Below are 15,801 nucleotides of genomic sequence, written 5' to 3'. Positions count from 1 at the left end.
TCTTTGTTTCAGCACAATGGCCCAAGAGCACCCCAGCTTGATTCTGACCAAAGCCGGCGTTCAAAATATACGGGCAGAACTGGGTAACGTTCCCCTCTTTGATGCATCGCTAGAAAAGTTAAAACAAGAGGTTGATGCAGAGATCGCACTAGGTATTGACACTCCGGTGCCACAAGATTATTCCGGTGGTTACACACATGAACGTCATAAACGTAATATGGTGGTCATGCAGCAAGCAGGTCTTCTCTATCAAATTTTAGATGATGCAAAGTATGCCAAATATGTAAAAGACATGCTTATGCAATATGAAGCAATGTACAAGACCTTACCCTTACACCCTAAAACAAGGTCGTACGCAAGAGGTAAATTGTTTTGGCAATGTTTAAATGACTCTAATTGGCTGGTCTATGTTAGTCAGGCATATGATTGCATTTATGATTATTTGGATAAAGCCGAAAGAAAGAAACTTGAAAAAAATCTTTTTAGACCTTTTGCCGATCATATATCCGTAGATAGTCCGCAATTCTATCAAAGAGTACATAACCACAGCACGTGGGGTAATGCCGCCGTAGGTATGATAGGCTTGGTCATGAACGATAAAGAATTGATTGATCGCGCCTTATATGGCATAAAAGGGGTCAGTTTAGATAAGACAGCAAAAGATGATGATGGCGGTTTCTTAAATAAGGATGGTAAGGCAGGATTTTTAGCAAACATAGAAGAACCATTTTCCCCGGATGGCTATTATAACGAAGGGCCATATTATCAACGTTATGCCATGTATCCATTTCTAATTTTTGCGGAAGGATTGCATAATGTAAAACCTGAACTTAAAATTTTTGAATACAAAGACGGTGTACTGTTAAAATCTATAGATGCACTTCTGAATTTATCTGACGCAGACGGTGATTTCTTCCCCCTTAACGACGGTCAAAAAGGAATGTCCTATTATAATAACGCATTGGTTACAGCCGTAGATATTTCTTATTATTTTGGCAATCAAGATCCTGGTCTTTTGAGTATTGCCGCTAAACAGAACAAAGTTTTGCTAGATGATACCGGACTTGCCGTTGCCTTAGGTGTTAAGAATGGAAAAGCGGAGCCTTTTGAAAAAAAATCCATCAACCTGTCTGATGGACCAGAAGGCAAACAAGGTGGTGTGGGAATTCTAAGAAGCGATGGATTAGAACTTGTTTTTAAATATGCTTCTCAAGGATCTAGTCACGGTCATTATGATAAACTTTCATATTCTTATTATGAAAATGGAGATGAAGTATTACAGGATTACGGATTGGCACGTTTTGTAAATATTGAACAAAAAGGCGGTGGAAATTATCTAAAAGAAAACAAAACTTGGGCAAAACAAACCGTTGCACATAACACGCTAGTTCAAAATGAACAGTCTCATTACCAAGGAAAATATGATATAGGTAGCAAGTATCACCCAAATTTGTACCTATTTGATAGCTCTCAAGAAGATATTCAAATTGTTAGTGCTTCAGAAACAAATGCCTATCCTGGAACAAAAATGCATAGGACCATGGCCATCATTAAACAAGATGGATTTGAAAAACCGTTTATGTTGGATATTCTAAAAGTGACATCGGACAGTACAAACCAATATGACCTTCCATTCTATTTTATGGGACAAGTAGTAAAAACCAATGTAGACTATAAAATCCCCAATACCCTTGAACCTTTAGGTGAACGTAACGGCTACCAACATTTATGGTTAGAAGGTACCGGAATGACAAATAACGAAAACACAAAGTTCAGTTGGCTGGACAATGGTAGATTTTACACCATGACATCAGCTACATTACCAAATGATGAATTAAAATTGGTTAGAATTGGTGCCAACGATCCAGAATTTAATTTGAGGAGAGAAGCAGGTGTAATTTTACGTAGAAAAGACACCAACAATACATTGTTCGTTTCTACAATTGAATCTCATGGTAGTTATAGTCCGGTTTCGGAATTAGCTATAAACTCTAACAGTAACATCAAAGAATTGAAAGTTGTAGTAGATACCGCAGCATATACTGCCATTGAGATTACAGCCATTAATGACGAAACAAGCCTATTCATTATAGCCAATACAAACAACTCTAAGGAAGCTGAACATAAATTAAAAATTAACGATAAGAATTATGAATGGTCAGGTTCTTATCACTTTAACAAATAATAACAGAAATAGATTATGAAAAGATTTAGTGAAAAATATGTCATTGCAAAAGATATGGAATGGGAAGTTCTTGGTGGCGGAGTATCAAGAAAATTCTTAGGCTATGACAACCAAATTATGATGGTAAGAGTTAAATTCGACAAAGGAGCACTAGGGGCTCCACATCAACATTTTCATACACAGGCTACTTATTGTGTGTCAGGAAAATTCGAATTTGAAATTGACGGTGTAAAGCAAATTGTAGAAGCGGGAGACGGTGTTTATATCGAGCCAAATTTACTACATAGCGCAGTTTGCCTTGAAGAAGGAGAACTTATTGATACTTTCAGCCCTGTAAGAGAAGATTTCTTAACAGGTGAGGGTCCATCTTACTTTGGTGACAAAAAATAATTAAGATATATATTTCAATTAACGCTACGTTTTGCATTGGTTACGCCCCCTTTCATGACCCTTGCCATAAAGCATCAATATTAAAATTGTTACGAATGTAGTGTACCATTTTAATTCGTTTTCATAGCGATAACGAATATCAATTTAAAAGCTGAATCAAAAAATAATGGCAACAGACAATTTACCCCTTTTAGGAAAGATAAAACGAAGCCTTAAAAATTTTGGTCCAGCTTTTTTTATTATTGGCTATGTAGTAGGAACAGGAAGCGTAACCTCTATGGTGGTTTCCGGCGCAAAATATGGCCTTAGCCTATCTTGGGCGCTATTACTATCATGTTTTTTTACATATTTTCTTCTTGTAGCCATAAGTAAATTGACCATAGTTTCTGGAGACACCTTAATGTTCAATTTTAAAAAGACATTTGGTAAGCCATTAACTATATTTATAATTACTGCCCTACTCGTCTCTATAGTTTCTTCATGTATAGGTGTAATGGGTGTTGTAGCAGAAGTTACCATGGAATGGATTTCGGTAAAAACAGAAATCTCTTTCCTTAACGGTCCTATGGTATCCATTTTCTTTATTGCATTGCTTATTGCTCTTTTCTGGACCGGAAAACACGAAAATTTTATAAAAGCAATGAGTATAATGGTCGGTTTTATGGCGCTAGCCTTCATTATAACCAGTTTTATGGTCGTTAATGAAGCAGGTACTTCTATCACCGAATTTTTTCCGGAGCTACCCAAAGGGGATAATAACGGATTAGTTATTGCCGGTATTGTAGGCACTACAATGGCTGGTGTATGTTTAGCCTCTAGAAGTATTTTGGTTCAAGAACAAAATTGGGGTTTAAAGGATTTAAAGACCGAAAATAAAGATGCCATGTCATCTATGATAATGACATTCTTTATTAGTCTTGCCATTATGATCAGTGCTACCGGAACATTATATTTTAAAGGCGCACCGGTAGATGATGCAACTGACATGATGCATGCCTTAGGACCTTGGGCCGGAGATTTTGCCTTAACCCTGTTCACACTAGGTATTATTGGGGCAGGTTTATCTTCCATATTCCCTAACCTACTTCTATTCCCATGGTTAGTGGCAGATTACACCAATACGGAGCGTGACATGAAAAAACCACTGTATAAACTTATAGTTGTTTTAGTGGCATTATCCGGTCTAATTGTTCCTGTTCTAGGCGGTAAACCAGTATGGATCTTAATAGCCTCACAAGCTTTGAGTCCGTTTGTAATGCCATTGATCACATTGTTTTTACTTATTCTTTTAAATAAAGAAACGGTTATGAAAGAACATAAAATTAGCTTGTGGATGAATCTTGCTTTAGGTGCCACCTTCATTTTCAATTGCTATATGCTTTATGTAGCCTTAAACGGTTTTATTGATTTTATTTAGAATTACATTTATAGGAATAATTTTGATTGCAATAAAAAAAGAGCTAACAAATAACTTAATTATTGCAAACCCTTTTTACATCTTCTTAATTAAAAATTACTTTCTTAACTAGGAGGGTAACATAGCAAAATCTTAGATGCTATGGTAGATGAAAATTTCACTTCCTCTATAGCTGCCGAAAAAAATATTTCATCGCCTTGAGCAAAACTATACTCCTTACCTCCACTAATGATTGTACCCTCACCGTAATAAATAACAGCAACAAAAAAACTACCATTAGATTTTAAGGAATGTTCACCATTTACAGTTAAATCCAATTCACTTAAACCAAAGCAATCTGTATGGCTTTCATTAAATATTGTATTCAGGGTATGTTTATCAGATGAGTCAATGGTCTTTGGAGATACTTTCCACCTTTTCAACGCCTCTTCATAAGAGCAACCATCATAATGAAAACAGTCTAGCATATTTTGCTCACCAACACCTTGGTGTATTAACTCATCGGAAATTGTTAATCCCGCGAGAGTCACTTTTTCTACTCTCATAGTATAATCCGTAGGCTCTTGTACTTCCATTAAAAAACACCCACTACCAATGGCATGTGGCACTCCGCCATAAATCATATAAGCATCACCAGGGTTCACCTCTATTTTATGAAGGCAATCTAGCATACCTTCAATATCTTGATTTTTAAATAAGATTTCCCATTGTTCTCGGGTCACTCCTTCTTTAAACCCCATGTAAATGACACTCTTTTCGCCATTTATTTCACGTTTGTTCAATACATACCAAGATTCTGTTTTTCCAAAAGCGGAATCTAACATGGTTTTAGCATAGTCTTTATCCGGGTGTACCTGTATGGTTAATCGCTCTTTTGAGTCCAACATTTTTATCAGCACACCGGTAGTGCCAAATTTATCTGCCAAAGCCTTACCTAAATAAAGTTCTTTGTTAGACGCTACCAATTCCTTTAAAGAATAAGTTCCAGAAGGTGTTTGGACCATAGACAGACCTTCATTATCAGGTCTACCCTTACCCCTAGCCGTCACAGTTGACATTATCCACTCCTCTGGCAAGCTCCCATCAACCTCTGGAGAATCTTTTTTCCATTTATCGATTAAGGCGCCACCTTCATATGTTCTCCAAACCCTGTTTGAAAATTGTTTTAGCGGTATATAAGCATATTGCTGAAAATCGGTATTCATATTCATGTTTTAATATGTGTTTAGAAAAATCAAAAAGACCTATGAAAATCCAATATTTTGAATTCAAGGATTATTAATAAAAAGAAAAAACAATTGAAATTTTAGTGTAGAAAACCGTTCAAATTTAAGAATTAAAATACAGATTTTGGATAAAAAACTAGCATTAATGGATTCAAAATTCATTATCTCAAAAATGTTAGCATTTGTTAATTAAATACCGAATCCTCAATATTATATAGGGTTTACAGCAGATTTATAAAAATTAAGCCACCCCGAAGATGTTAAAATGTAAATTTCTCTTTTTTTAACGATTAAATAACATATATTTGGTAAACCAAATTGGATAACCAGTTTGGAAAACCAAAATTTCCAACATTACTCAACTTAAATTCGAACTTAAACTTCAATTAATTAAATGACAAAAATTAAGATTAACAACGAGATTACCCCTTAGTTCCACATTAGAACTATGTAATGATTTACCACTGTATACTATAAGCAAGAAGAATTAAAGATCAATCTAGATCAAACAGTGATTAAATGACTTAATCAGGCTTAAAACAAGTCGAACTTAAATTAACATAACAAGACAAAAATGAATTTAAAAACGAAATTAGCATTGATAATGATGTTGTTGGTCAACATTTCATTATTCGCACAAGATGGGTACAACCTGACCGGTACGGTTACCGACGAAACAAATATGCCTGTGCCCGGTGCCAATGTTGTTATTCAAAATACAACAACCGGAACTTCTACAGATTTTGATGGTAACTATTCCATTACCGTTAAAAACGGCGATGTTTTAGAGTTTTCTTACATTGGATACGCTAAAAAATCTGTTACTATTAATGGCCAGCAAACGTTAGACGTTGTACTAGCTGAAGATGCAAGTCAACTTGAAGAAGTTGTTGTTGTAGGTTATGGATCTCAGAAAAAAAGTGATATTACAGGTTCTGTTTCATCTGTAAAATCAGAAGAATTAAACGCTTACCCTGTACTGAATGCAGAACAAGCATTGCAAGGTCGTGCAGCTGGTGTTGTTGTACAGTCTAACAACGGTGGTGAGCCAGGTGCTCCAATCAGTATTAAAATTAGAGGTAATACCTCTATTAATGCAAGTAGTTCTCCACTTGTTGTTGTAGATGGTTTTGTTGGCGCTTCTATGCCACAAGCAAATGACATTCAGTCAATGGAAGTTTTAAAAGATGCATCTGCTACCGCCATTTATGGATCAAGAGGTTCTAATGGTGTTATACTGGTAACTACTAAAAAAGGTAGAAGTGGAAAATTATCAATTGAAGCCAACACTACTTATGCCATTCAAAATATCTCTAACAGATTAGATTTATTGAATGCCAGTGAATTTGCCGATTATCAAAATCAAATTAGAACTAACAATGGTGTAGCCACTCCTTATACTCAAGGACCAGCTGATACAGATTGGCAAGACTTGATCTATAGATCGGGTAGTACATCTAATAACCAAGTTTCATTTTCAGGTGGTAGCGAGAAAATTAACTTCTACGCTTCTGCCAACTATTTTAAGCAAGAAGGTATTATTATAGGTTCTGATTTTGAAAGATTAACATTCTTATCTAACGTTGATGCTCAAGTAACGGATAAATTAAAATTAGGTATGAACCTTTTTGGAAGTAGAGGAATTAAAAATGGTTCCGCTACTCAATCAGACGGTTCAGTTTCTGCCGGTGGAGATGATGTGATTACATTAGCTTTAAGATATGCGCCAGACCAGCCTGTATATAACGCAGATGGAACGTACACATTTGGTAATACCGTAGGTGACCCTGTGGACAACCCTTTTGCTGTAGCAACAGAGAGAATAGATGAAACAAAAACTGATAATTTTAGAGCTAACCTTTACGCTAACTATGAAATTATTGAAGGTCTTAGCTTTAAAAGTACTTTTGGTTTAAGTACAGAGAACCAGACTAGAGGTATATACTTACCTTCATTATTAACCCAAACAGCAGGTGGTGAAAGTGGAAGAGCAATTGTAAATACTGATAGAGAAACAAGTGTTTTAAGTGAAAACTATTTGACTTACAACAAAGAATTTGGAAAAAGTAATTTAACTTTATTAGGAGGTTACTCTTACCAAAAAACGGTTTCGGAAAACTTTTTCTCTGAAGCAACCGGTTTCATCTCTGATGGTTTTTCTTACTATGGCCTAGGTTCTGCAACCAATATATTACAACCAGATTCTTCAATATCAGAAGTAGAAATCCAATCTCAATTTGGTAGATTCAACTATGATTATGATGATAAATACTTATTGACTGCAACGCTAAGAAGAGATGGTGCATCTAACTTCTCTGCTAACGAAAAGTATGCTCTTTTCCCTTCTGCAGCTTTAGGATGGAAAGTTTCCAATGAGAATTTCCTTAAAGATAGTAAGGCTATTTCCAATTTGAAATTTAGAGCTAGTTACGGTGTAACCGGTAACCCATCAATTGGGGCTTACGAATCTTTATCAAGACTTGAAACTCTTTATGCTTCAAGTAACGGACAAACTGTTAGTGCCGTAACACCGGAACAACCAGAAAATCCTAATTTGAAATGGGAATCTTCGTATCAAACAAACTTTGGTATTGACCTAGGTTTAGTCAACAATAGAATATCCATGTCATTGGATTACTATAACATTGACACTAAAGATTTGATATTAACGGATAATAGTATCACCGAATACTTAGGGTTCTCAGGTGATGATATTCTAGCTAATGTTGGGGAAATTAACAACAGAGGACTTGAAATTGCTTTAAGCACAAAAAATATTCTTAAAGAAGACTTTAGATGGACAACTGACTTTAACATTGCCTTCAATAAAAATGAAGTAGTGAGCTTAGTTAACGATGCTGATTTGTTTTTTGATGCAACACCAAGTTATTTTAGCCATGATAGAAGTTATATCTTAAGAGTTGGCGAAGAAGTAGGTCTTTTCTGGGGTTATGAATATGCTGGCGTATACCAAGGCGGTACAGCACCAGATGGCACACAAACTTTATCTGGTGGTGTAGCAGGTGATCCATTATTCGTTGATGTAGATGGAAGTGGTGACATTACAGAAGCAGATAGAACAACAATAGGTAACCCTAACCCTGATTTCACATGGGGTTTCACTAACAATTTCACATACAGAAACTTAGATCTAAGCATTTTCTTTCAAGGTTCTCAAGGTGGTGACATCTTTAACTTGACCAATGTTCAGTTAACAAACGGTGATGCAAATACTACAAGAGCATATTACAATAGCGCTTGGACACCAACCAATACAGACACAAACACTCCGCGTGTAGGTAATAACAGTAACAGAGAAATTTCTTCTCGTTTTGTGGAAGACGGTAGTTATGTAAGACTTAAGAATATTTCTTTAGGCTATACAGTTCCTTCTGAAGTTTCAGAAAAGTTAGGTCTTGATAACCTAAGAGTATCTTTAAGTGGACAAAATCTATTGACCTTTACAGATTATTCTGGTTTAGATCCAGAAGTTAGTTACTACGGTTCTGGTGGTAACAATAATACTTCTGCTAACACTGCTCAAGGTTTTGACTTTGGTAACTACCCAACAGTAAAAACTGTTACAATGAGCCTTAATTTAAAGTTTTAATAACGAATTAATTTAAAATAAGAAAAATGAAAATATTTAAATTATTACTATTATTGGTAGGTTTATCAATAATGGGCTGTTCAGATCTAGAAGAAGAGCCTGTAGGTATATTATCAGCAGAAGGTTTCTTTGAAACTCCTGCGAATATACAAACGGCAGTAGATGGTTCGTTAACACATGCTATAAACGAGAAGTTCTGGGGAAGAAAATTGTCTATTGCGTTAATGTTACGATCAGACATGGTTAGTCTTGCCTCTAATGAAACAAGAAGAGTTGAAATGAATGAATTCACTACTCTTGCAAGTAACGGTATGATCAGTGAATTTTGGCCAAGAACTTACCAAGGTATTGCCGCTGCAAATGCTGCAATTGCAGGTGCTGAAGATGTAGATGTTGATGATTCCATAAAAAACCCGATAACTGCACAAGCTTATTTTGCAAGAGCATTCTACTATTTTCACTTAGTACGACTTTTTGGAGATGTTCCTTATATTGATGCTCCTGTTACTGATTTTGACGCTGCTACATCAATCAGTAGAACACCAGCTGCGGAAGTATATGAAAATATTATTTCAGATTTAGAGTACGCAAAAACATGGTTACCAGCAACGGTGACATCAAGAGCAACACCTTCAAAAGCGGCAGCTAGTTCGTATTTAGCCTTAGTTTATCTTACATTGGAACAATGGCAGAATGCTTACAATGAAGCTCAAGAGGTTATAGACAATGCAGGTACTTATAATTTAGCATTAGAGCCTAATTTTCAAAATCTGTTTAATGCTGATGCTATAGACGCATCTCTTGAACCAATTTTTGCATTGGATTATAACAATTTTGAAGCAGACGATAATGCTTATGATCAAACAGCTCCTATGACCGGTATCAGAGGCGACGATAGAAACCTAGGAGGAGGATGGTCTGTAGCCGTACCAACTTTAGAAGTATATACTACATGGGATGCTGCAGATTACAGAAGAGCGGTTAGTATGGATGACGAAGTATCTATTGGAGGTACAGTTGTTGACTACACTCAATTTGACATTAGTGGTCATGAATTTGCAAAAAACAACCCTTACATTGCAAAATACACTCGTTTCCCTGGACCATTTGCCCGTGCGAACGCTAGAGCAACTAGCCATAACTATTCTATGATTCGTTATGCGGAAGTATTATTAATTGCAGCAGAAGCGGCAGTAGAATTAGGAGACAATGCAACTGCGTTGAATTATATTAACCAAGTGAGAGCAAGAGCAAGAATGGGCGGAGAAACCCAAACGGGTGCAGGTGTTACCGTAGTAGTAGATCCTAGTGATGAACCTGCAGATCTTACAGGAACCGTTACTGTTGATGACGTTTTAGAAGAAAGAAGACTTGAATTTGCTTTTGAAGGCATAAGATGGTACGATATCGCTAGAAGAAGAATCGGAAATGAAGTATTTGGAGCATCTGGATTAGAAGGTGAAAAGCCCTTTTTCTCTGAAGATGATTATTTACTTCCATTACCTGAAGATGAATTGGAAAGAAACCCTAACCTAACACAAAACCCAGGGTATTAAAATATAGATCATATTAAAGAAGTTGTTTGAGTTGGTTTTTTAAAAGATGGCTGGCTTTTTGAGATAGCCAGCCCATCTTTTCCCTTACAACAAAAGAAGTTCTGAACATTAGACCGGCGAAAAATTTGTTTATACAGTTATTTTTTTAAATTTGACAAACCAATCTGGTTAACCAATTTTTTCCGTAACTAAAAAAATGTGAACTATGAAGTTGGAAATCTTAACAAGAAATGAACATAAGGAACTTCACAATACCATTATTGCTAAAATAAGGGATCTCATACTGAACAAGAATCTTGAGCCAGGTGACAAATTGCCTTCTGAGCGCATGCTATCAGAAAAATTTGAAGTAAGTAGAAATAATATTAGAGAAGCTATTCAAAAACTTGAGTTCTATGGCATATTAAAATCTAAACCACAAAGTGGAACCTTTGTTGCAGATATAGGACCAGTTGCCATGAAAGGGATGATGAAAGATATCCTTGCACTAGAGGATCCAGATTTTAAATCATTGGTAGAAACTAGAATATTACTAGAACTTAAAACAGTTAGACTAGCAGCAAAAAGAAGAACGGAAGAAGATTTGGCTAAAATGGAAGCGGCTTTAGAATCTTATAAAGAGAAAGTCTTGAATAATGAAGAGGCCGTACAAGAAGATTTACTCTTTCATTTAGCTATTGCCCAAGCTTGTGGAAATAGCACTATAAATAGAATGATGTTGATTATTACGCCAGAGATTATCAACAACTTTGAGAAATATCATGTTTGTGATAAAGACCAAGGTCCAAAACGAATTAAAGAGCATCAAAACATTTTTGACGCTATTAAAGAACAAGATACTCAATTAGCGAAACAAATGATGAAAGATCATTTTAATGAGCTATACAAGTATTGTTACAATATTTAAACGGATGATTTAATTTATCCTAATTAACCAGCTGAATGATAATACAAGGATTTTTATATACCAGCATAAAACGTCCACTTATTCTCATCGGTAAGCAATAACCAATAAATAAAGAATTATGAAAGTTAAGGGTTTAAGATGGTGGGTTATCGCTTTGATTGCATTAGCGACTATTATTAATTACATAGACAGACAGTCTATTGGAGTACTTTGGCCAGATATTGCTGAAGACTTATTTCCTGATAGTACCAATGACGAGCGAAAAGAAATTTTCGCAACTATATCGGTAGTATTTATGTTCGCCTACGCATTTGGACAAGCTATATTCGGAAAAATATTAGATTGGGTGGGCACTCGTATAGGGTTTGCCTTGTCAATTGGTGTTTGGTCTATAGCTACTGCCTTACACGCGCTTGCACAAGGTGTATTAAGTTTCGGTTTCTTCAGAACTATTTTAGGAATCGCCGAAGCTGGTAACTGGCCTGGGGCAGCAAAAGCGAATGCGGAATGGTTTCCCACAAAGGAAAGAGCATTTGCCCAAGGTTTATTTAATTCAGGTGCAGCAGTAGGTGGTATAATTGCAATACCGGCCATTGCCTTTATGACTGTATATTTCAGTTGGCAAATGATTTTTATTATCGTAGGACTAATTGGTCTGTTATGGTTAATTCCTTGGCTAATTTTAGTTAAAGCTCCACCAAAAAAACATCCTTGGATATCAGATGAGGAACGTCACTACATCTTGACCGGTCAGCAAAATCAAGATATAGATAATGATGGCACGCCTGATGAAGGATACAACCCAGATACAAAAAAACTACTCTCACATAAACAAAGTTGGGGTGTTATAATAGCTTCAGCTGCAATTGACCCAATATGGTGGTTATTCGTAGTATGGATTCCAATCTACCTTAACGAAGTATACGGCATGGATGTAAAGACCATTGGTATTTATGGTTGGGTTCCCTATGTAGGAGCAATGCTAGGTGCTTGGTTTGGTGGATTATTTGCCCAAAATCGTTTACAAGCAGGATGGACTGTCGATAAAACTAGAAAAATAATTATCACAATAGGATGTTTAATCATGTTGCCTAGCTTATTGGCCATGGCAAATCCGGGCGGACCAACTACAGCTGTTTTAATAATGGCCCTTATCTTATTTGGTTTCCAAACTGCAATCGGAAATGTTCAAACATTGCCTAGTGATTTTTTTGGAGGCAAAACAATTGGAACTTTATCGGGTATAGCGGGTATGGCTGCTAAATTAACCGCAGCGGCATTAATTTATTTAGTGCCTTGGTTAACATCTGGAGGTAACTATACACCAGCTTTTATCATCGGCGCAACAATGGCTATTATAGCTTTAGCCAGCATCTGGATATTATGCGGTAAAATTGAACCGTTAAATGAAAATAAATAAACTGAATTAAGAATAGATTAAAATAATTATAACATGAGTACAGAAGGAAAAGTAGCAGTAATTACAGGAGCAACTGGAGGAATCGGATTTGCAGTTGCTAAAAGATTAGGACAAGATGGTTACACCGTTATCTTAAATGGAATAGATGACGAAGCTGGTGCCGAAAGAATTAAAGAACTTACTGCAGAAGGTATTACTGCCGAGTACTTAGGATTTGATGTTACCAATGAAGAAGCGGTGGCAAAAAACATTAAAGCAATCGGTGAAAAATATGGTAAAATAGATACATTGGTAAACAACGCTGGTGGTCTAGGTGGTAGATCTCGTTTTGAAGAAATGACAACTGAATTCTATAGAGGTGTTATGGCCTTGAACTTAGATTCAGCTTTCTTTGCTTCTAGAGCTGCAATACCTTACCTTAAAAAAGGTGAGCACCCATCTATAATCAACTATACCTCTAATGCAGGTTGGACAGCCGGTGGACCAGGTGCTGGTATCTATGGTACGTCTAAAGCAGGAGTTCATGCTTTGACCAGAGCTTTGGCAAAAGATTTAGCTGAATATGGTATTAGAGCAAATGCAGTATCTCCTGGTACTATTGACACTCCTTTCCATGCTCAAATTAAAGCTACGAAACCAGAAGTTTTTGCTTCTTGGGCAAATAACATTATGCTAGGTAGATTAGGTCAGCCAGAAGATGTAGCTGGTGTTGTTTCTTTCTTAGCTAGCAAAGATGCAGCTTTCATTACTGCCGAAACTGTACAGATCGGTGGTGGTCAAGCTTTAGGAATTTAATAAAACCTCTGTTTATAATAATAAGGCGTCATTGTATTTACATTGACGCCTTTTATTTTGATGATTCCCTAATTATCAGTTCTGAATTCAATATTAATTTATTCAGTTTTTGTTCAACAACCTCCTTTTCAACGTAACCTAAAAAGGTTTCGGCAGCAAGCCTTCCTATTTGCGCACTATGCTGACTAATACTTGTAATGGTAGGAGTCACCAAAGAAGTAAACGGTTCATTTCCAAAGCCTACCAACTTAATATCTTGGGGCACCCTAATACCTTTTTCCTTAAGAACCTGTAAAGCACCCAATGCGGCATAATCACTTGCTACGTAAACCGCGTCAGGCCTGTTTTTAAGAGATAATAAATTTTCAATTTGCAACCTGCCGTCCTCTAAGGTCAAACCACTTTCTATAAGTAATTCTTCATCTGGTGGCAGATGATGTTTTTTAATAGCATCAACATACCCACGTATTCTATTGTTAAAAATTCTAGTTCTTCTATATCCTCCAATATGTGCTATGCGCTTACAACCTTGCCCCACTAAATGGTCTACGATCATATGGCTACTTTGATAATCGTCTATACCAACGTAATCCACATTTAGGTCATTCTCTCCCCTATCAAACAATATTAAAGGAATTCCATTAGATTTTATTTTCTCATAATAAGAAAGATCTACAGTTTCATTCGCCATTGACGCAATTATTCCATCAACTTGGGTATATAAAAGTGCATCGATATTCTTACACTCCTTTTCAAAAGATTCGTTAGATTGGGTAATAATTATATTGTATCCGGCTTTATTAAGAACACCTTCCATATTTTCAACTACCGATGAAAAGAAGTTACTATTTGTTCTTGGTACAATTACCCCTACCAAATTACTTTTACCTTTTCGTAAGGCACTTGCCAAATGATTTGGTTGGTAATTTAATTCCTTTGCAACTTGCTTTACCGCCTTCTTCGTCTTAACACTAATACGGGTATCGTCATTTAAAGCCTTGGAAACCGCTGCCGTAGAAATATTCAAAACATTGGCAATGTCTTTTAAAGTTGTTCTTTTTTTATTCAATTACTTTATATATATTTGTTTAATCGATTAACCAAAAGTAAGACTTTAATCAAAGTAAACAAAAAATGTCTGTTTTGGTTATTTTTTACCTCAAGTGGTTAATCGATTAAACAAATGATAATTTAGTACATATTAAACTTAATAGTCAACATGAAAAAAGTAGTAACATTCGGTGAAATCATGCTTCGTTTAGCACCACAAGGATTTTTAAGGTTTTCACAAGCCAATAATTTTGATGTAGTATATGGTGGAGGGGAATCTAACGTAGCTGTTTCATTAGCTAATTATGGTGTTCCTGTAGATTTCGTAACACGTTTACCAAAAAATGACATTGGTGAGTGTGCCATGATGGAAATGCGCAAAAGAGGCGTTGGTGTAGATAAAATAGTATACGGTGGTGATCGTTTAGGTATTTATTTCTTAGAAACCGGTGCGGTATCTAGAGGTAGTAAAGTAGTTTATGATAGAGCTCATTCCGCAATTTCAGAAATAGAATCTGGAATGATCGATTGGGATGCCGTATTCGAAGATGTAGAATGGTTCCACTGGACGGGTATTACACCTGCAATTTCCCAAGGTGCTGCAGATGTTTGCTTAGAAGCTGTTAAAGCTGCGAGTGCAAAAGGAATTACTATTTCTACGGATTTAAATTATAGAGCCAAACTTTGGACATATTGTGACGATGCTCACAGAGAAAAAATAATGGCCGGATTAACCGAATATTGCGATATTATATTAGGTAACGAAGAAGATGCCGAAAAGCACTTTGGTATTCACCCAGAAGGTTTAGATGTACATAAAGATGGTGCTGATGTTAAGGCTGAAGCTTTCTTATCTGTATGTAAGCAAATGATGAAGAAATTCCCTAAAGCTAAAAAAGTGATCACTACTTTAAGAGGTTCTATTTCTGCTTCGCATAACACATGGGCCGGTGTTCTTTGGGATGGAAATAAAATGTACGAAACCCGTCAATATCAAATTACCGACATCGTTGACCGTGTTGGTGGTGGAGATTCTTTCATGGGTGGTTTGATCTACGGATTATTAAAATACCCAGAAGATGACCAAAATGCACTTGATTTTGCAGTTGCAGCATCTTGTTTAAAACATACGATCAAAGGTGATGCCAACCTAGTTACAGTTTCTGAAGTTGAGAAACTAATGGGTGGTGATGCTTCTGGTAGAGTTGCTAGATAATAAAAACATTATCCTTTATCCTCTAAAAC

At 36.1% G+C, this 15,801-nt stretch carries 11 protein-coding genes; 9 read left to right on the top strand and 2 right to left on the bottom strand.

All coding sequences use genetic code 11. From position 1 onward, the window contains the following. Nucleotides 1-16 precede the first annotated feature (16 nt). From CSC80_RS09490 to CSC80_RS09480, 3 genes are all read left to right on the top strand, one after another. Nucleotides 17-2,185, top strand: a complete 2,169-nt coding sequence (locus CSC80_RS09490; protein ID WP_236973366.1) for an alginate lyase family protein — start codon at nt 17-19, stop codon at nt 2,183-2,185. Between the two features lie 15 nt (nt 2,186-2,200). Next, nucleotides 2,201-2,575: a cupin domain-containing protein gene (locus tag CSC80_RS09485; protein WP_058105197.1), complete on the top strand. Its 375-nt coding sequence runs from the start codon at nt 2,201-2,203 to the stop codon at nt 2,573-2,575. A gap of 166 nt (nt 2,576-2,741) precedes the next feature. After that, nucleotides 2,742-3,992: an Nramp family divalent metal transporter gene (locus tag CSC80_RS09480; protein WP_074669971.1), complete on the top strand. Its 1,251-nt coding sequence runs from the start codon at nt 2,742-2,744 to the stop codon at nt 3,990-3,992. A gap of 104 nt (nt 3,993-4,096) precedes the next feature. Here the strand turns inward: CSC80_RS09480 and CSC80_RS09475 are convergent, their stop codons facing one another. Continuing rightward, nucleotides 4,097-5,197, bottom strand: a complete 1,101-nt coding sequence (locus tag CSC80_RS09475; protein WP_180268594.1) for a type I phosphomannose isomerase catalytic subunit — start codon at nt 5,195-5,197, stop codon at nt 4,097-4,099. Nucleotides 5,198-5,792: 595 nt separating this feature from the next. Between CSC80_RS09475 and CSC80_RS09470 the strand changes: the two genes are divergently transcribed. From CSC80_RS09470 to CSC80_RS09450, 5 genes are all read left to right on the top strand, one after another. Beyond that, nucleotides 5,793-8,828 carry a TonB-dependent receptor gene (locus CSC80_RS09470; protein WP_099191247.1) on the top strand — a complete coding sequence of 1,012 codons (3,036 nt, stop codon included), beginning with the start codon at nt 5,793-5,795 and terminating at the stop codon, nt 8,826-8,828. Nucleotides 8,829-8,854: 26 nt separating this feature from the next. Beyond that, the gene (locus CSC80_RS09465; protein WP_074669973.1) at nt 8,855-10,384 is read left to right on the top strand and encodes a RagB/SusD family nutrient uptake outer membrane protein; all 1,530 of its coding nucleotides are present in this window, start codon (nt 8,855-8,857) and stop codon (nt 10,382-10,384) included. Between the two features lie 205 nt (nt 10,385-10,589). After that, nucleotides 10,590-11,291, top strand: coding sequence for a FadR/GntR family transcriptional regulator (locus CSC80_RS09460; protein WP_058105191.1), 702 nt, complete (start codon nt 10,590-10,592; stop codon nt 11,289-11,291). Between the two features lie 118 nt (nt 11,292-11,409). Then, entirely contained in the window at nt 11,410-12,711 is a 1,302-nt protein-coding gene (locus CSC80_RS09455) for an MFS transporter (RefSeq protein ID WP_071340325.1), read from the top strand. A 33-nt stretch (nt 12,712-12,744) separates the two neighbouring features. Next, complete coding sequence (locus tag CSC80_RS09450; RefSeq protein ID WP_058105189.1) at nt 12,745-13,506, top strand: SDR family NAD(P)-dependent oxidoreductase; 762 nt, start codon at nt 12,745-12,747, stop codon at nt 13,504-13,506. A 52-nt stretch (nt 13,507-13,558) separates the two neighbouring features. On the opposite strand, the gene CSC80_RS09445 is transcribed toward CSC80_RS09450, so the two are convergent. Further along, the gene (locus CSC80_RS09445; protein ID WP_058105188.1) at nt 13,559-14,575 is read right to left on the bottom strand and encodes a LacI family DNA-binding transcriptional regulator; all 1,017 of its coding nucleotides are present in this window, start codon (nt 14,573-14,575) and stop codon (nt 13,559-13,561) included. 150 nt (nt 14,576-14,725) lie between these two features. On the opposite strand from CSC80_RS09445, the gene CSC80_RS09440 reads away from it, so the two are divergent. Beyond that, entirely contained in the window at nt 14,726-15,772 is a 1,047-nt protein-coding gene (locus CSC80_RS09440; protein WP_058105187.1) for a sugar kinase, read from the top strand. The last annotated feature ends 29 nt before the right edge of the window (nt 15,773-15,801 follow it).

This window comes from Maribacter sp. 6B07 (assembly GCF_002700155.1).
Lineage (GTDB): Bacteria > Bacteroidota > Bacteroidia > Flavobacteriales > Flavobacteriaceae > Maribacter > Maribacter dokdonensis.
This window is presented reverse-complemented; position numbering and strand designations above follow the sequence as displayed.